General features: G+C 61.8%; 16 protein-coding genes and 1 tRNA gene. 9 read left to right on the forward strand and 8 right to left on the reverse strand.

The window, feature by feature from the left end; translation table 11 throughout:
- Positions 1-59: 59 nt before the first annotated feature.
- Positions 60-854, forward strand: a complete 795-nt coding sequence (locus BLT42_RS11005; protein ID WP_091770737.1) for a M48 family metallopeptidase — start codon at positions 60-62, stop codon at positions 852-854.
- Between the two features lie 108 nt (positions 855-962).
- Positions 963-1039: transfer RNA gene (locus tag BLT42_RS11010), tRNA-His, on the forward strand.
- 30 nt (positions 1040-1069) lie between these two features.
- On the opposite strand, the gene BLT42_RS11015 is transcribed toward BLT42_RS11010, so the two are convergent.
- Both BLT42_RS11015 and BLT42_RS11020 read right to left on the reverse strand, forming a co-directional pair.
- A complete protein-coding gene (locus BLT42_RS11015; protein ID WP_091770739.1) occupies positions 1070-3673 on the reverse strand; it encodes an EAL domain-containing protein in 2604 nt (867 codons plus the stop codon).
- A gap of 286 nt (positions 3674-3959) precedes the next feature.
- On the reverse strand, positions 3960-6818 hold the full coding sequence (locus tag BLT42_RS11020; RefSeq protein WP_091770741.1) for a S8 family peptidase: 2859 nt from the start codon (positions 6816-6818) through the stop codon (positions 3960-3962).
- Here BLT42_RS11020 and BLT42_RS15010 point away from each other — a divergent pair.
- Complete coding sequence (locus BLT42_RS15010) at positions 6817-7014, forward strand: hypothetical protein (RefSeq protein WP_143024116.1); 198 nt, start codon at positions 6817-6819, stop codon at positions 7012-7014. The genes BLT42_RS11020 and BLT42_RS15010 overlap by 2 nt on opposite strands.
- 47 nt (positions 7015-7061) lie before the next feature.
- On the opposite strand, the gene BLT42_RS11025 is transcribed toward BLT42_RS15010, so the two are convergent.
- Entirely contained in the window at positions 7062-7463 is a 402-nt protein-coding gene (locus BLT42_RS11025) for a DUF6491 family protein (protein WP_143024117.1), read from the reverse strand.
- Between the two features lie 181 nt (positions 7464-7644).
- Between BLT42_RS11025 and BLT42_RS11030 the strand changes: the two genes are divergently transcribed.
- Positions 7645-8445, forward strand: a complete 801-nt coding sequence (locus BLT42_RS11030; protein ID WP_091770745.1) for a hypothetical protein — start codon at positions 7645-7647, stop codon at positions 8443-8445.
- Positions 8446-8525: 80 nt separating this feature from the next.
- Complete coding sequence (locus BLT42_RS11035) at positions 8526-9662, forward strand: SpbR family protein (protein WP_091770747.1); 1137 nt, start codon at positions 8526-8528, stop codon at positions 9660-9662.
- Here BLT42_RS11035 and BLT42_RS11040 read toward each other — a convergent pair.
- The 4 genes from BLT42_RS11040 to BLT42_RS11055 all read right to left on the reverse strand — a co-directional run bounded on the left by BLT42_RS11040 (position 9638) and on the right by BLT42_RS11055 (position 12522).
- Positions 9638-10162: an Hpt domain-containing protein gene (locus BLT42_RS11040; protein ID WP_091770749.1), complete on the reverse strand. Its 525-nt coding sequence runs from the start codon at positions 10160-10162 to the stop codon at positions 9638-9640. The two genes, BLT42_RS11035 and BLT42_RS11040, sit on opposite strands and share 25 nt — an antisense overlap.
- 13 nt (positions 10163-10175) lie before the next feature.
- Positions 10176-10676 carry a response regulator gene (locus tag BLT42_RS11045; RefSeq protein ID WP_091770751.1) on the reverse strand — a complete coding sequence of 167 codons (501 nt, stop codon included), beginning with the start codon at positions 10674-10676 and terminating at the stop codon, positions 10176-10178.
- A gap of 84 nt (positions 10677-10760) precedes the next feature.
- The gene (locus BLT42_RS11050) at positions 10761-11525 is read right to left on the reverse strand and encodes an NAD kinase (RefSeq protein ID WP_233342445.1); all 765 of its coding nucleotides are present in this window, start codon (positions 11523-11525) and stop codon (positions 10761-10763) included.
- A gap of 28 nt (positions 11526-11553) precedes the next feature.
- Positions 11554-12522, reverse strand: a complete 969-nt coding sequence (locus BLT42_RS11055) for a DUF2336 domain-containing protein (RefSeq protein WP_176780338.1) — start codon at positions 12520-12522, stop codon at positions 11554-11556.
- A 192-nt stretch (positions 12523-12714) separates the two neighbouring features.
- On the opposite strand from BLT42_RS11055, the gene egtB reads away from it, so the two are divergent.
- The 3 genes from egtB (at position 12715) to BLT42_RS11070 (ending at position 15577) form a co-directional block, all read left to right on the forward strand.
- On the forward strand, positions 12715-13971 hold the full coding sequence (gene egtB / locus BLT42_RS11060; RefSeq protein WP_233342446.1) for an ergothioneine biosynthesis protein EgtB: 1257 nt from the start codon (positions 12715-12717) through the stop codon (positions 13969-13971).
- Positions 13972-14045: 74 nt separating this feature from the next.
- Positions 14046-14813: a class II aldolase/adducin family protein gene (locus BLT42_RS11065; RefSeq protein WP_091770756.1), complete on the forward strand. Its 768-nt coding sequence runs from the start codon at positions 14046-14048 to the stop codon at positions 14811-14813.
- 77 nt (positions 14814-14890) lie between these two features.
- A complete protein-coding gene (locus BLT42_RS11070; protein ID WP_143024119.1) occupies positions 14891-15577 on the forward strand; it encodes a hypothetical protein in 687 nt (228 codons plus the stop codon).
- On the opposite strand, the gene BLT42_RS11075 is transcribed toward BLT42_RS11070, so the two are convergent.
- A complete protein-coding gene (locus BLT42_RS11075; RefSeq protein WP_091770760.1) occupies positions 15574-16065 on the reverse strand; it encodes a c-type cytochrome in 492 nt (163 codons plus the stop codon). The genes BLT42_RS11070 and BLT42_RS11075 overlap by 4 nt on opposite strands.
- A gap of 206 nt (positions 16066-16271) precedes the next feature.
- On the opposite strand from BLT42_RS11075, the gene BLT42_RS11080 reads away from it, so the two are divergent.
- Complete coding sequence (locus BLT42_RS11080) at positions 16272-17114, forward strand: sulfotransferase (protein ID WP_091770762.1); 843 nt, start codon at positions 16272-16274, stop codon at positions 17112-17114.

The following is a 17114-nucleotide window of genomic DNA, read 5'->3' on the forward strand; positions in this document are numbered from 1 at the left end:
ATGGCAGCGCTACGATAGTCTTACGGTCAATTGACGGAAAACCGAAGGGGGAGTTGAGGATGAGTAAGGGCAAACTAACAGAACTGATCCGCCGCCGCGAAATTTTGATGGGTCTGGCCGCCGGGACGATGCTTCCATTTATCGCCGGCTGTGCCGAAAATGCGGCCCTCGGGCGCAGCCAGCTGATGCTGGTCTCCGACTCACAGCTGGCGCAATTATCGGCCCAGGCCTGGCGCGAAAGCCTGCAGCGCGAGCGTGTCTCGCGCGATCCCGCCTATACCCGCCGGCTCGACCGCGTGGGGCAGCGGATCGTCAATGCCTCCGGCCAAACTCATCTGGATTGGGAATTCGTGGTCTTTGACAGCGATACCGTGAATGCCTGGGTCCTGCCCACGGGCAAGGTCGGGTTTTACAAGGGCATTCTGGATTTGATGGAGACTGACGATCATGTCGCCACCGTGATGGGCCATGAGATCGGTCATATCGCCGGCCGCCACTCGGCTGAACGTGCCAGCCAGCAGATGGCCGCCCAGATCGGTATGAGCCTGGTGAGTACAGCGCTCACAAGCAATGCCGACATTGCCTATAGCGACCAGCTCGGTGCCGCGCTCGGCATGGGGGTAAGTCTCGGTATTATCCTGCCTTATTCGCGCCAGCACGAGTTTGAAGCCGATCGTCTCGGCGTCGATTACATGGTCGCTGCCGGCTATGACCCGCGCCAGGCGATCGACTTCTGGATCGCGATGTCGACCACCCATCAGGGCGGCCAGCTGGAATTCGCTTCGACCCACCCGTCCGATGAACACCGGATCGAGGCGATGCGCGCGCATATGGCTGCGCGGGGCTATGTTTGAGGCGGGATGAAGCAGGCCTGCAAATGGCCTGATTGCATGGTTGCCACCGCACGATGGTGGCGCTAGTTTCCCGCGCCTCACGCCCTGTGCAACAGGTGCGTGCCCGGTGCCGCCTTAGCTCAGTTGGTTAGAGCGCTAGAATGTGGATCTAGAGGTCCCCCGTTCAATTCGGGGAGGCGGTACCATTTTCGACCACCCAACCTGTATTTGTCGGGTCAGCGAGGCTGTTGCGACGTGTTCTGTTCGGCACCCGGAGCGGTATCCGGAATTGCCGTCTGCGCGTGGGTTTCGAGAAATTCAATTAGTGAATTCAAAGGCATTGCCTTGGCCAAAGCCCACCCCTGGGCCCAGTCGCAACCCATCAGTTTGAGCAGGGCCAGGGATTCGAGCGTTTCAACACCCTCCGCCGTCATTTCCAGCCCAAGACCATGCGCCAGATCCGAGGTCGACTTGACCAGCATGCGGTCGCGCTGTGACGAGGCCATGTGGGTGACGAAAGCGCGGTCGAGTTTCAGCTCGTGGCTTGGCAGGGTTTTCAGATAGGCCAATGATGACAGACCGGAACCATAATCATCAATCGCCAGCCTGATACCCGCTGCCGCCCATTTCTCCAGATTGGCCAGGGCCCGCTCGGGATTTTGCATCGCGGCGGTTTCCGTGACTTCAAAGGAAATGCGCTCAGGGCCCTGGGTTGCGATGTGCAGGGCGAGTTCCGCGAAATCCGGGTCCGAGATGAGCGAGCCGGAAATATTTACCGCAAGGCTGATTTCGTGACCGGCCTTCCACAGGGCTTGTTGATCGCGCACGACCTGTTCGATCGACCAGAGCGTGAATTCGCGAATGTGTCCGGTTTCTTCAGCCAGGGGAATGAAATGATCGGGGAAGATGACGCCCTGTTCCGGGTCGGTCCAGCGACACAGGGCCTCGGCAGCCAGATATGTGCCTGATGCGAGGTGCAATTTCGGTTGATACTGCATCGCCATATCGCCATTGCGAGTCGCTCGGATCATCCGGCTCATCAGCGTCAGATTCTGGTCCGGGTCACCAAACTGCTCGGCGTCGAACACCGCGGCAGCGCTGGACATGGCCCGGGCCTGATCAATTGCGATCACAGCTTTCATGACGCATTCCTCGCCAACCGTGCCGGCATACAGGCCTGCTGTAACAGCCACGTCGATATCGACGCCGTCGAGTGTGATCGGGCTGTTGAAGCAGACCCGGATCCGGTCGGCCGCCGGCAGGACCGCGCTGGCGTCCGGAACGGCGATGATGATGCCGAGCATGTCCGGACCCAAGGCTGCGACCATTTCGGCGCCAAGATTGGCCCGAATCCGTTCGGCCATCGCGATTTTGAGCTGAGCGGACCGGGTGAAACCCAGGGCGATCTTCAGATGTTTGAACCGTTCGATGCCGAGGGCGATCAGCGTGACAGGACCACCGGTGCTGGCGGCGAGTTCGGCGATGGCGCGTTCGGCCGCCGGGCGTGAGGGCAGGGCGGTTTCAACATCCTGATAGAGGGCGGTCTCCAGCACCAGCTGGCGCTCACGGGACGCGCGCTGCCGCATGAAGATCAGCATCAGTATGGCTATCGAGAGCACCAGAAGGGCACTCACTGCGATGAGACGTTGCCGGGCGTGGGCGTTGGCCAGGCGCAAATCCTGTTGCGAACCCTCAAGGCGAAGTTGTTCGATCCGCAGATTTTGCTGGGCGAAGTCAAATTGGGCAGCCAGCAGGCTTGTGTTGGCCGAGGCTGCGACATCACGCGCCTCGTCATCAAGGCGCTTGAACGCGCGCAGATGCGGCAGGGCCGCGTCGGCATCGTTCAGGGTCTGGAAAATGTCGGCAGCCGCGGCGTGAAACTCGGTGAAGCTATGCGTCGTACCCGCGATCGAGACACCGTCAAAGGTCCGGTCAATCTCGTTGCGGGCGCTTGGCAGGTCGCCGCGCCCCAGAGAAATCTGCGCCCGGGTCCCCCAGAGAAAGCGTGTCCACTCGCTGCCATCGACATCGCCAATGATCGCAAAGGCATTGTCTATGGTCGTTGCGGCGGCGTCCAGCTCGCCGAAAACGATCTGAAGTGAGGCAATATTGTTGAGAATGCGGGCCTGGAGCGTGTCGCTGTCCATTTCTGCGGCAATCGCGTAAGCGCGCTGGAAGCGGTCGAGCGCTTCGTAGTATTCGCCCAATTCACGATAGGCATTGCCCAGATTGTTGTTGGCGGCGAGATCGAGCGCGGGGTCGCCGGGATGACGGTTCATTGCGTCGAGATAGTAACTCTCGGCACGCCGGTATTGATGCGCGTCATTGTAAATTGAGCCAATCGACTGAAGCACAATCGACTCGCTGCGCGTATCGCCGATTTCTAGATAGACCTCATAGGCGCTCTGAAAGTTCTCCAGCGCCAGCCCGTACTCGCTGACCACTTTGTAGATGCGGCCGAGCGAAACGAGGATGTCTGCGAAAAGTTTGGTTGGGGCCGGATCGGCTCCGAGCTCGGCCAATGCCTGTTGGGCGATCGGCCGGGCCTCGACGGGGCGTCCCAGACGCGTCAGCGCTTCAGATTTCAACCACAGGACCGTGGCAAGTTCACTGTCGACTTCGCCCGGGTCAGGGCGTGCTGCGAGAATGGCTTCGGCGCGGTTGATATGGGCCAGTGCGGCATTCGGGTCGCCCATCATATTCGCCCGGGCCGACGCGATTTCCGTTTCGAATGTCGCCGCTTCAACCACCAAAATTTCGGAGGTCGCTTGCAGGGCTTGAGCCGGGCTGGCCAGCAACCAGAGTGCGCTGACAGCTGTGACCGCGAGATGCCTGATCATTTCAGAATCGCTCCGCTCTTGGAGACCGGCAAGGCACAATGCGGCTGCAGGTCAGACCTGCGAGCGGTGTGGTAGCAGCGATGATCTCTGGCGCGGGGCATTGCGGTCCTGATTGCGGCCGGATGGTCTGGTCAGGCTACAAACTTGAAGTGGAATAGTTAAATTCACGCGAAGACGGGCGTACTGGTCCTGGGCAGGCGCGCGCGGCCTGAGCTGGCAAGAGAAAACCGCCGCCTCAAAGGCTTGAGACGGCGGTTCCTTACTCTGCGAAATCTCGGCCTGCCGGTTAGAATTCCAGCCGGAACCGTGCGCCGCTCGCCATGCCGGCTACATCCTGGGCCGATGTTTCCCCGGCCAGTTCAGCACGGGTGAAGAGGCTTAGATCGGCGCGGCCGTCGAACATCGGGGTGGCGTAAAGAACTTCAGCGAAGAGGGGGCGTTCACCACCCAATTCCCAGCGCTGGAGGTCGGGGCCCAGTTCGCCTGTTTCGCGGTCGACAATCCGGGTCGAGCTATATTCAAGCGCGCCGGACTCGACGTGCAGGGGCTGGATAATGCTGAAGCGCACGGCATCCACAGAGGTGAAGAGCCCGTCGCGCCGTGCGGTCAGCTGGAATGCACTGGAAACAGTGCCGTCCGGCAGGCTCAGCAGGGAGTCGTCGAAGTTGACTGAGCGGGTGCGAGCCAGGGTAGCAGAACTGCTCAGGGTCACCGCCAGGGGCAGGCGGGTCTCCGCGCCGACCGTCAGGGCGTCCGTCGTGGCTCCGCCCGCCAGGCCGAGGCCGCTACTGCCCTGGGCGCCAAGCAGACCCGTTGCTTCATTCAGGCTCGTATAGGTCATATGAGCCGTCAGGCTGTCATTGAACTCATGCGACACGCTGGCGAGGAATGCGGTCGCCTGATAGCCGGCGACGCCCTCGACGAGGGCTTGCTCCTCGCCGCTGATCGGGTTGACGAACAGGCGTTCATCCTGCGAGGTGGTGACGCCCAGAGCCATCCGTGTGCGATCTCCCAGAGGGATGGTCGACATCGCATAGGCACCGCCGGAAGCGAAGCCGAGCACTGGATTGACGCCGCCCGTTTCAGGTCGGTGATCAGAGAACAAGCCGAAACCGTCCTGCGGGTTCAGGGCCATGGCGCCTTCGCCGGCGCCAAGGCGGAACTCTCGTCCGGTCTCGGTGTCTCGAAAATTCACACCGGTCTGGAATGGCAGGCCGCTGCTCGAGACCGGTGCACGTGGATCGGCCGCCGCGGCGACACTGGTGATTTGCATCCGGCCGTCTGCCGAGAGCTGGTAGCTGGTTTCGCCGGTATCGTTGAACTGTCGGCCATTGACGAGCCACCAGGTGCGTTCGCGCAGATAGGTTTCGGCATTGGCGCGCATATTCCGGTCGCGGCTGGAATCATCGAACATGAGATCGGCAACCGAGATTTCGAAGTCGCGATAGGTATCGCCGATTGGCTCAAAAACGGTGATCGAGTTGTCGCGAGCCGAGCGGAATGACAGACGCCCGCTGGCCAGCGAAATGACATCGATCGATTGCTCGCTGTAACCCCTGCGCCGGGATCGTTCCAGATGGACCAGGTTTGTCATGTCGATCGGCGACATGGCGGCGTCGATATCGAGCATGCCCCAGCCATAGACTTCGTCGACGCCCGGTGCGCCAAGATCTTCGGCCGTGAACAACAGCACATCAGCCACGTCGGAAGCCTCGAGCCAGTTCCAGCGTCCCAGCACCAGCGCTGCGGCGCCAGTGACCAGCGGCGCTGCGAAGGAGGTTCCGGACAGGCGCGTGACACCACCGGAGCCGTCAGAGACCAGCAATAGCTCGCCGGGTGCGACCAGGAAGCGGTCCATCAGCCGGTTGCCGTCCCGGCATCGTCCGCGCACCGTCAGGCACGCCGTGCCGGGGCGGTTTGAGAAGGAGGAGATTTCGCCATTTGGATTGACCGACCCGACGATGATCAAATTGCTCAGGGTGGATACGCCTGTCCAGTCAAGGTCAGCGGTCTGGCTGACGCCGTCATTGCCGGCGGCGACGACGAGCAGGACGTCATCGGTCGCACGAGCGACGCGCTTGTCGCTGAAAATGGTGCCCCATTGCTGATGCAGGGTCCAGCCGGGCAGCCCGAGCGACATGTTGATGATATCAGGGCCCGGGCGGGCCAGCTTCAGCAGACCGGAGCGAACATCAGCCCAATTCGTGCTCAGCGTTTCATCGAATGGATTATAGGTGCGGAGGGTCACGTCCGGGGCGACGCCCATCACACCGCTGCCATCATGGGGCGCAGCGATCAGACTGGCGACGGCCGCACCATGATTGAAGTCAAGATAGTCGCGTTCGCCATGGGATGTCCGGACATCCATGCCGTCATCGCTCTGGAAACTGAAGTCGAGCAGGCCGACCAGAACACCATCACCGCCACCGGCGGCCTGTGAGAGTGCAGGGGACCAGTTGATGGCCGGCATCCAGTGGTCGAAGCGATCCGTGCCGGAGAAGTTCATCAGGCCATCATAGAAGGCCAGGAAGAAGGCGGAACGCTGCTGCGCCGTAACCTGTTCCAGGGAGTCCGGGGCGCTCGGATCAATTCCGTGGCGGACCAGCAGGTCCTGGAGGAAGTGATTGCGGAAGGACTGTCCGGTCTGCGCTTCGATGGACGCGCCGAAGACTGTTTCAGCCTGACCGAACAGGCCTTCCAGCTGGGCTGCCAGGGAGGCCGAATCTCCGGTGAATGGGTCGATATCGCCCCAGAAGGCGTCGATATCACCCCACAAGGGGCCGACATCGCCCCAGAAGGCATCAATATCACCATGGAAGGGATTAATGTCGCCATGGAACGGGTCGATATCGCCCCAGAAGGCGCTGATATCCCCGTGGAATGGATTGATATCTCCCCAGAACGGGCTGATATCGCCCCAGAATGGCGAGATGTCGCCGTAGAATGGGTTGATGTCACCGTGGAACGGGTTGATGTCGCCATGGAAGGGATTGATGTCCCCATGGTAGGGCAGGACGAATTGTGCGTCGTCCCCTGACGCCCCGGGGCCTGATCCGTTCCCGGCCAGGGCGGCGGGGGCGAGGATCGAGCCTGCGGAGGCCGTCAGCATCAGCGTGGCCGTTGTCTGCAGAAGGAAATTTTTCATGTCGATCCTGTCCAAAAAAATTATTGGCGTCTTGGATCAATCATGGGGCTCTGAATGTAAGGCGATGCTAACAAGCGCGGTTAGCAAACCCTTAATCGGCGTAGCGGTTTACAGAGGCTTTATGGCTACCGACAAATGCGCCGCTTTTATTGAGCGCTGCACCAATCCCGGCCGACCGCAAACTCTGCCCCTTTGATGGGGAGTGTCGAGATGCGGACCCGACCGGGCCTGGTTGTGTTCGTACTACCGGATCGGCGCGGAGGTGTCCGAGCCAGCTGCGGCTTCTTCCGCTGCGCGTTGTTCGATCAGTGCGCGCGCGGCATCGACACTCTCGACGGCCTCGATCGTGTCGATGGCACAACGACTGTCCTCGCGCGTTGAAACATATTCGAGGAAGGGCGTGTAGAGTGTCGTCGTCGACGGGAAGCTGAGGCCGACTTCGACGCCATGACGCAAGCCCGCGCAGCGGCTGCGCATGGTGACAAGGTGGTGACGATTCGGGCCTCCATTGAGGACCAGATGTTCCTCATCAATGACGCTGTAGCCAGTGATATTGACAAGGCGGATGCGCTCTGCAGCTGCCGGAGCGCTGAGGACCAGCAGGCCCGTCAGTGCGGCGGCGACGGTGATATGCGTTCGTTTCATTTTCAACTCCCGCTTCCTGATGTTTTTCGCGAGCGGATTGCCTTTTGCGATCGCGAGCAAGCCTGTCATCTTTAACGTGCATTATGCGCGTCAGCAAGCAATATCATCGTTAACGCGCGGTTAGGCGAAGGGGCGCGATGCTTGTCCACGAATCGATTCAGCAAAATTGCGGAGGTCTGACGTGGTCAGCCCGATTGAAGTAAGCCAGCAGGAATCCACGACGCGTCTGATCCGTCAGGCGGCGCAGGAGACCGGCACAGATTTCAACTTTCTGCTGCGCACGGCGGCGCGCGAAAGCAATTTCGACGCCAGCGCGCAGGCTTCGACCTCCAGCGCAGCGGGGATGTATCAGTTTATCGAGCAGACCTGGCTGGGTGTGATGCAGCGCCATGGCGCCGAGCACGGGCATGGCGATGCGGCACAATCCATTACCCGGGATGAGGGCGGCCGCCTGGCTGTCTCCGATCCGGCTGAACGGGCGCGAATCCTCGACCTTCGTTTCGACCCGGAAACCGCCGCCCGTATGGCTGGTGAACTGGCTTCGGAGAATGCGCAGGTCATCGAATCCCGACTGGGCCGTCCTGCCTCTGGCGGAGAGCTTTATGCCGCGCACTTTCTCGGCGCCCATGGCGCAGCAGGCCTGATTGCTGCCGCAGAACGTTCGCCCGGGATCCGGGCCGACGAACTGTTTCCCCAGGCTGCGCAGGCCAATCGGCCGATCTTCTATGACGGGTCGCGGCCGCGTTCGGCGAGTGAGGTGCTGGCTTCGCTGACCCGGGAGCGGCCGGTCGTCAGCCTGCCGGATACGGGCCCTGCCCAGCCGGTTACGCCAAGGGTTGGCTCGGGTGCGCCGGGCGGACTGTATGCCGGACGTGTCAATCCGGGCAGCCAGCGTGTTGGCGATGGTGAGTTGTCCCCGGCCCTGATGGAGATACTCGCTTCGCTGGACGCTCCGGCCGCAGGACGTGTGCGTGAAACGTAAACAGAGTGGAGTGCCGACAAGCTTTCATTAAGCATGTCGGCGTTAAGCTTCATTAAGTTCTGAAAGAATTCGGGAAAACCATGACCGTCGTAGCGCTGCGAAATCGCCTGACTGAAACCGATGTCCGCCGCCTGGTGCGAGGACAAACGGATGAAGAGCGAGCCCTGGCGGCGCGCAAGATCTGTCACCGTATCGACGCTGCGAGCCTGTCCGATGTTGAGCGCGCAGCGGCCCGCGATATTCTTGACCTGATCGCGCGCGACGCTGCCGAGCTGGTCCGGCGGGCGTTGGCGGTGACGCTGCGCCAGTCGCCTAACCTGCCGCGCGACATTGCCGTGAAGCTCGCGTCAGACGTCGACTCTGTTGCTGCTCCTGTGCTGCTATCCTCGCCTTCACTGACCGATGAAGACCTGATCGAAATCCTTCACGGGGCGAGTTCGGCGAAATTTTGCGCCGTGGCGGCCCGCGACCAGGTGTCGGCGATCGTCGTGCACGAAATTCTCGATTCAAAGGATGAGGGTGCGGTCGGGATCGCGGCGTCCAATGACGGGGCCGAATTCGATGAAGCGGCCTATCAGCGGGCCTTCAGTGAATTCTGCGAATGCCAGGCGGTGATGGACGCTTTTGTCGCCCGCTCCCACCTTCCGCTGGACATCACCGAACGCCTGATTTCGCACATCAGCGACCAGGCGCTTGACCGTCTCGTCAAGAATCATGCCCTGCCGCCGCAGCTCGCGGTCGAGATCGCCGAGGGCGCACGTGAGCGTGCGACGGTCGATCTGGTGGACCAGGCCGGACTGGCACATGATCCGAAGCATTTCGTACAGCAATTGCGGATGAACAGCCGGCTGACGCCATCACTCATCCTGCGGGCCCTGTTCCGCGGTCATGTGGCGTTTGTCGAGCATGCTTTCGCCGAATTGTCGGGTCTGCCGCACGCGAAGGCCTGGTTGCTGGTTCATGATGCCGGGCCATTGGGCCTGCGTGCGATCTATGACCGGACCGGCATGCCGCCGCGCCTCTATCCGGCGATCCGGGCCGGGCTCGACGTGTATCATTCCACCGAGATGCCCCATGACGGCGAGAGCCGTGAACACTTCCGCCGCGTGCTGGCGGAGCGGGCCATTACGCGGTTCCAGGGTATTCCCGAGGAAGATCTGGATTACATGCTGCGGCGGTTCGCCGAAGACGCTCAGCCTCTGGCCGCGGCTGGCTGAGCGTCGTCCTTCCAGGGCGCCGCGAATTCTTCTGCCATGATTTCAAGCTGATCAGCCAGTTCGGCAGCGACCGGATCGGTGCTGTCGCGGATATTCTGCACCAGGGCCGCGCGGATCGCATTGACATGCGCAAGCACGAGGCCGATCGGTGCGACGGCGCGTTTTTCCGGCATGTCGATCATCTTGGTCATTGATGAGGCGATGCGGGTGATGATCGGGAATTCATAGGTCGAGCCGAGGCCGCGCAAATCGTGGGCGCGGATGAAAAGCTCCTCGCCTTCGGACCCCTTCAGCCCTTCCTTGCGGGCAATGCTCGCCGACTTCTCAAGCTTTTCGACCTCATCCTCGAGCCAGAGCGCGAAGTCCGACCGCATATCATTGAGGGCGTTGTCCGCCTTCTCGATCAGGTGCAGGTCGGCGGCCCCGATCGGCCCACCAATCTTGATCTGTAGCATATTGGGCGCGGCAATCATTTCGACATCGGGATTGATCTTGGCCATGCGTGAGATCCTCTTAGTGGGAAGCGGTGAGTTGGACGGCCGAACAGGGCAGGTCAGACCGGTCGGTCTCCCGGCGTTCAGGGCCGACATAGGAATCGGTTTCGACAAAGCCCTGGTCACCGGTCAGTACGTCGCGCAGGCAGCTGGCGAGGGCCGAGGCGGTAACGGGCTTGATCAGGAAGGCGTTGACGCCGGCGCGGCGCGCCTGGCGAATCTTGTCGGTGCCGTCATAGGCCGTCAGCATGATGACCGGCAGGCCGGGGCAGGGGCTGGAAACCGGTGAGCGGATACTGCTGACAAGATCGATCCCGTCGCGCGGTTTCATTTTCCAGTCAGTGATGACCAGATCAACCGGTTGTGTTTTCAGGATGTCGAGGGCTTGCGCCACCGAACCGGTCTCGATCACCTTCGCGCAACCGAAAGCCTGCAGTGAGACCCGGAGGACGCCCCGCAGTGCGGCATTGTCGTCCACGACCAGAATACGGGTCTGGGACAGGGTAGCTTCGAGCGCCATTTGTATCGTCTCGCCGGTGCAGGTGCGAATTGGGTTACTTGCCGAGACTGTACCGTCTGGTGCTTAACACCGCCCTAAGCAGGGCTAACTTTCAAACTGTTCTGCCAGGATCCGCTCCGCCAGATCGCGGCCACGGTCGAACAGGATTGTCAGCGTCACATCATCCGCCTCGACAACGTCCACCCAGCTCACCTCGCGGAATTCCTGGTTATCGGCAACGGCGTGCACCGGGCGCAGGCGGGGTTCGGAAATTTCAAACCCGACCTTGGCGCTATGCGGCAGGAGGGCGCCACGCCAGCGGCGCGGGCGAAAGGCACTGATCGGCGTCAGCGCCAGGACCTTCGAGTTCAATGGCAGGATCGGGCCATGGGCCGACAGGTTGTAGGCGGTTGAGCCCGCCGGTGTCGCGACCAGGACACCATCCGCCTGTAACTCGCCCATCCGGGCACGGCCATCGATCTTGATGCGGATTTTGGCGGTCTGGCGCGTGCCCCGCAACAGCGAGACCTCATTGATCGCCAATGCCTGGAACGGGTGACCATAGACATCCTCGCCGGTGGCGCGGAGCGGGTGCAGACGGGCGTGCTCGGCATCGGCCAGGCGGGCGAACAGATCGTCTTCGCGGAACTCATTCATGAGGAAGCCGACCGAGCCGAAATTCATGCCATAGACGCTGGCACCCGACTTCATCGCCGCATGAAGGGCGTCCAGCATGAGCCCGTCACCGCCGAGTGCGACGATGATCTCGGCCTCTTTCAGATCGACATGACCGTATTGCTGCTCCAGCCGGAGTTTGGCGGCCTTGGCATCGGGGCGAGGGCTGGCGAGAAAAGCGAGTGTAGGGGGCAAGGGAGCGTCCGTTATGACCGGCGCGTATTCAAGACCTGCTTCCCAGTTGACGCAAGGTGTTGGCAGCTTTCTCCGGCCCGTACATGCGGAAGACATTGGCGGCCGCATTCATGGCCTCGCCCTCGAGCTGCTGGTGCATGCGGCCGCCGCGTTGCAGCGCCCGGTGAACCGTCGGGTAGTCGGTGCGATCGAGACCGCAAGCCTGGCAGGCCATGGCAGCCGCGCGCACGCCGCCCATGGCCAGCGCCACGCGCCATTGTGCCGGCGTCAAACCGCAAAGCCGGGCGACCGCGTGGTCAAACACTGCGGGCTTGCCGGCGCGCAGGGCCGTCAGCGCGTACTTGCCCGTCAGGGCTCCGGACTTTTCGGCGGCGTCGATGGCCCGGACAGCCTCGTCGTCCACGCCGGCCGAGGTCGCGCTCAAGGCAGCCTTGACGGCGAGGCCTTCGACATACTCCTTGTCGAGGCCAAAGCGCCGGTACAAATCCTCACGCCAGTTTTCCGGCAACATGATGCAGAGCTGTGTCGCGTATTCAGCTGGCAGGTCGTGGCGCCGGGCCAGCGCTTCGCGCAGCTTCATATGGTCCTTGGCGACGGTCAGGCAGATGTCGAGCGCCGACTCGCTGATCTGGGCCGTGTTATTATTGGCCAGGGCCCGAAGAATGACGGCTTCGCCCGGCTTCACGAGAACATCGGTCACGGCGAGGCCGAGATTGGGCCGGCTCGCAAGATGGCGCCTGTGGTCGACCGAGCCGGTTTCTGCGAGGCTGATCATGTCCTGCTGGGTCAGGCGCGGGCTTTTGCGAATAACGACGCAGGCGATATCGATTTCGTCGAAGGCAAAATGCCGGATCGCGGAATGCGGTGCCCAATCCGATGCCGCGAGCTTTTCCACCATGGCGAGTTTGGTCGGGCCGTCGATCGCACCGGAAAGCGTGATCAGCAACTCGCCGACGACGGGTTCGGCGGTCGGCGTCAGCGGTTGTGCCAGGCACATATCCGTGACCCCCATCGCAAGCTGTTGGCGCTTGGAGGGGTCTCGCAATTGTGCGAGTTGGGCTATAGCTTGTGCAGAGTTGCTGACCATGGACCTGGCATGAGTTTGCTTGTTCTTGTGTAGCATTAAGGCTGATCGGCCTTGAAAACTTGTTAATGAGGCTGAGCCGGGAGGCAACTGGCAGTGAAGGACGTGTCCGAACCAATACTCTTGGTTGAATATTCGCGCGTCAGGGCGAATACACAAGCAATGGTAGAGCGTCTCGACTGTGAGGACATGGTGATTCAAACCATGCCCGATGTCAGCCCAACCAAGTGGCATCTCGCCCATACCAGCTGGTTCTGGGAGACTTTCCTGCTCCTGGAGGAGCTCGAGGGATATCGGGAATATAGTTGCGAATATAATTATTTATTCAATTCGTACTATGACGCGATCGGAGAGCGTCACCCGCGCAACCAGCGCGGTTTCCTTTCCCGGCCCGGACTGGCCGACGTGCTGGGCTACCGCCGGCATGTCGACGAAGCGATGACGCGGCTGCTCTCGAGCCTTGAAGGAGAGCCGCTTGAACGGCTCGAACCCCTGTTGCGTCTGGGGTTGGCGCATGAAGAGCAGCATCAGGAGCTCATTCTCACCGATATCAAACATGTGCTGTCGCACAATCCGTTTGCGCCGCAGGCATTCCCGGAAACCGGCCGCGGCGCGGCGAGCGATGAGGCAGGCGCCTCCTGGATCGGGTTTGATGGCGGGCTGTTTGCCTTCGGCGTCGAGGGCTTGCCCTTCCAGTTCGACAATGAAGGTCCGCGTCACGAAGCCTTGCTGACCCCTTTCGCACTGGCGGACCGGCCGGTGACGAATGGGGAATATGCCGCCTTCATCAATGATGGGGGCTATCGCACTCCTTCGCTCTGGCTGTCGGACGGCTGGGCCCGGGTCAATGCAGAGGGCTGGCAGGCGCCGCTCTACTGGCATGAGCGCGACGGGGCGTGGCGCCAATTTACCTTGCATGGCGAGGCGGCGCCGCAGCCGGATGCTCCGGTCGCGCATCTCAGTTTCTATGAAGCGGCTGCCTATGCCGAATGGGCCGGCGCGCGTCTGCCCTCGGAGCGCGAATGGGAGCTTGCCGCCCAGCGTGGCGCGGGGCCGGACGGCCGCTTCGCGATGCCGGGCTGGTCGGCGCATCCCGATGTCTGCGAGCCGGGTAGTGGGCTGCGTCAGATGTTCGGCGGTGTGTGGGAGTGGACCCGGTCCGATTATGCGCCCTATCCGCGCTATCGGCCGGCGGCCGGTGCGGTCGGCGAGTATAATGGCAAATTCATGAGCGGACAGTACGTGCTGCGGGGCGGATCCTGCGCAACATCGCAAGGGCATATCCGCCCGACCTACCGCAATTTCTTCCCGCCGCAGGCGCGTTGGCAGTTTTCCGGCCTGCGGCTGGCAAAGGACATTTGACCGAACCCGCCCGGCATCGGATGATTGCCCTCACAAAAACATAAAACGGCAACACCTTGCGGGAGGTAACAAGTATGGACGATCAAACGACGCTGTCGGTTCAGGATCAGGTTTCGGCCGAAGAGTGGAAAGCGCGCTGCGACCTGGCGGCGCTTTATCGCCTGGTGCGGATGCATGGATGGGATGATCTCTTCTTCACCCATATCTCGATGCGCGTGCCAGGCCCGGAAGAGCATTTCCTGCTCAATCCCTTTGGCCTCCTCTATGAGGATGTGACCGCGTCCAATCTGGTCAAGGTTGACCTTGAGGGGAATGTGCTTCCGCCGTCACGCTATGGCATCAACCCGGCCGGTTTCACCATTCATTCCGCCATTCACGCGGCCCGGCCGGATGTGCATGTCGCGCTGCACCTGCATTCCGATGCCGGCGTTGCGGTGGCAGCCCAGAAGGGTGGTCTGAGGCCGATTTCGCAGCTGGCCATGAATGTTTACAATGACGTCGCTTACCATGGCTATGAAGGCATCGCGCTGGAAGCCGACGAAAAAGAGCGGCTTGTCGCCGATCTGGGCGACAAGAATCTGATGATCCTGTCGAGCCATGGCACCTTGTCGGTTGGCGATCACCCGTTTAGCGCGTATATTCGCATCTACCTACTGGAGCGTGCGTGCCGTATCCAGGTGATGGCGCAAGCTGGCGGAGAGCTGATCGAATGGGATCAGAAGATGCAGGATCGCGTGTTTGGCCAGTCCTCGGAGATCGCGGGCAACGAGTTCTTCAAGGAAATCGCCTGGGCGGCTCTGCTCGACCGGGTTCGCCGGGAGAGTCCTGGCTTCGACGCCTGATCCTGGCGCTGGCGCTGTTCGCGGCCACGTCCCCCGCCAATGCCGGGGCGTGGCCGCAAGCGCGCGGCGAAGGGTTGATGATAACCACGACATTGTTTGATCGCGCCGACCTGTCCTTCGATGATGCGGGGGAGCGGCGCGATGACGGGTATTTCTACAAGGATGAACTCGCCCTCTATCTCGAATACGGGCTGAGTGATCGTTTTACCCTGGTCTCGCGGGCGGCGTGGCAGACTGTGGAGCGCCGCAGGGGCCCCGATTTCGATAGCGCCCAGGGCTTCGCGGCCACCGAGATCGGCTTGCGCGGCGCGCTCTATTCCAGCGCGCGGCAGGTCGTTTCGCTCCAGGCGATGGCGGTGCTGCCCGGTGAGGGCGAGAATATCTCCAATCAACCGCTGGGCGATGGTGGCAATGCCTGGGAGGTCCGGGCGCTCTGGGGCGCAAACGTCGCCGATGACGGGTTCGCCGACGCCCAGCTTGCCTATCGCCAGCGCGATGGCGTGTATTCAGATGAGGCGCGGCTTGATCTCACCCTGGGCTGGCAGCCGGCCCGGCGCTGGCATGTGCTGGCCCAGTCGTTTTCCGTCTGGAGTCTGGATGCGGCCCGGCCCGGGGCCCCCGAGTTCGAGCAACACAAATTGCAGGTATCGGTCGGCCGCGAGTTCGGGGCGGTTGAATGCCATCTCGGCGCGACGATGACGCCGTCTGGACGCAATACGATTGAGGAACGGGCGCTCTTCGTCTCGGTCTGGCGCCGCTTCTAGTCGCCCTGGGCGGTCGTCGCTGCCATATAGGCAATCACGTCGCGGCGATCCTGCGCATTGCGCAACCCGACAAAGCTCATCCGGTTGCCCGGTACGAGTTCACGCGGATTTTCGATCCAGGCGTCCAGCGTTTCCAGGTCCCAGGTCAGGCCCGCCTCGCGCAGGGCGCGCGAATAGCTGAAGCCGGCCGCACTGGCCGCAGGATGGCCGATCACATCGTGCAGATTGGGGCCGACTGTATGGCGACCACCCTCATTGAGTGTATGGCAGGACTGGCAGCGCCGAAACTGGCGTTGCCCATTGGCCAGGTCCGGACCCGATGTGGCCAGGGCGACGGCCTGCTCAACCGGTGCAGCGTCTGGAGCGGTCAGGTCTGCGCTGACTGATTGCGCTGCGGCGGAGGTGCCGCCTGACGCGGCCGGGTCTGCGCCATCGCTGCAGGCAAGCAGGGCGAGCGAGGCGAGGACAGGCAACAGAATTCGGGACATATTTCTTCTCCGCATGCGATGTGAGTATCCGGTATAGTGCGACCGCGAGGCAATGCCATGTGGCAGCATGCCGCTCTCGGCTGCTCGCCAGGTTTGGCAGGTGGAGATGCAATTTTTCTTGCAGTGGGGCAGGATTTGGAGTTCCACATCGCCGATCAGGGACAATCGGTCCGTGAAGGGCTGGATTGGCCGATCAAGGGGGTCGCATGAATCGCGTTGACGAGCTCAAGGCAGTGCTGATGTGCGGTGCCGGGCATTCCGGATCGACGCTGTTGGGCATGATTCTGGGCAGCCACTCACAGGCGTTCTACGCCGGTGAGGGGGCCAAGGTGCGCAATCTCGGTGACGAGAAAAAGCCGCTGCGCAAGCGGGTCTGCAAGATTTGCGGCGAAGGCTGCGAGGTCTGGGCCGGCTTTCGCTGGGACCGCGAGCGCCCGCTTTATGAACAGATTTCCGCTCACGTTCATCGCACAGTCATCATCGATTCGACAAAAGATGAGGCTTGGATCGAAGCGCGTGCCGCCGAGATGAACCAGGCTGGAGGACAGGCCTTCCTTCTCTTTCTCACCCGGGATGGCCGGGCCGTCGTCAATTCACGGATCCGCAAATATCCCGATCGCGGCGCCGAGGCGCAGATCCTGCAATGGATGGGCAAAATGGCGTTGAGCAAGGCATTGTTCGACCGGTTTGAGGGCCCCAAATTGCAGATCAGCTATGAAAACCTGTCGACCCGGACCGAGGCCGAGGTGCGCCGCGTTTGCGATTTGCTGCAGATCGGGTTCGAACCTGCCATGCTGCGTTTCGCCGAACAGTCGCACCATGTGCTGGGCGGCAATAGCGGCACCCAGTTTATCGCCGCGAAAACGCGGTTTGACGATCCCGACGAGGCTTTTGTCAGCCTGACGGACCGCACCAGTGCCTATTACGAGAATCATTCCGGCGGAATTGAACTCGATCTGCGATGGAAGCAGGAACTTGATCCCGCGCATCTGGCCTTGTTTGAAGACCTGGCCGGATCGTTGAACGCGCAGTTCTGTGTTGGAGCATAA

The sequence above is a fragment of the Maricaulis salignorans genome, assembly GCF_900103475.1.
Taxonomy (GTDB): Bacteria; Pseudomonadota; Alphaproteobacteria; order Caulobacterales; family Maricaulaceae; genus Maricaulis; species Maricaulis salignorans.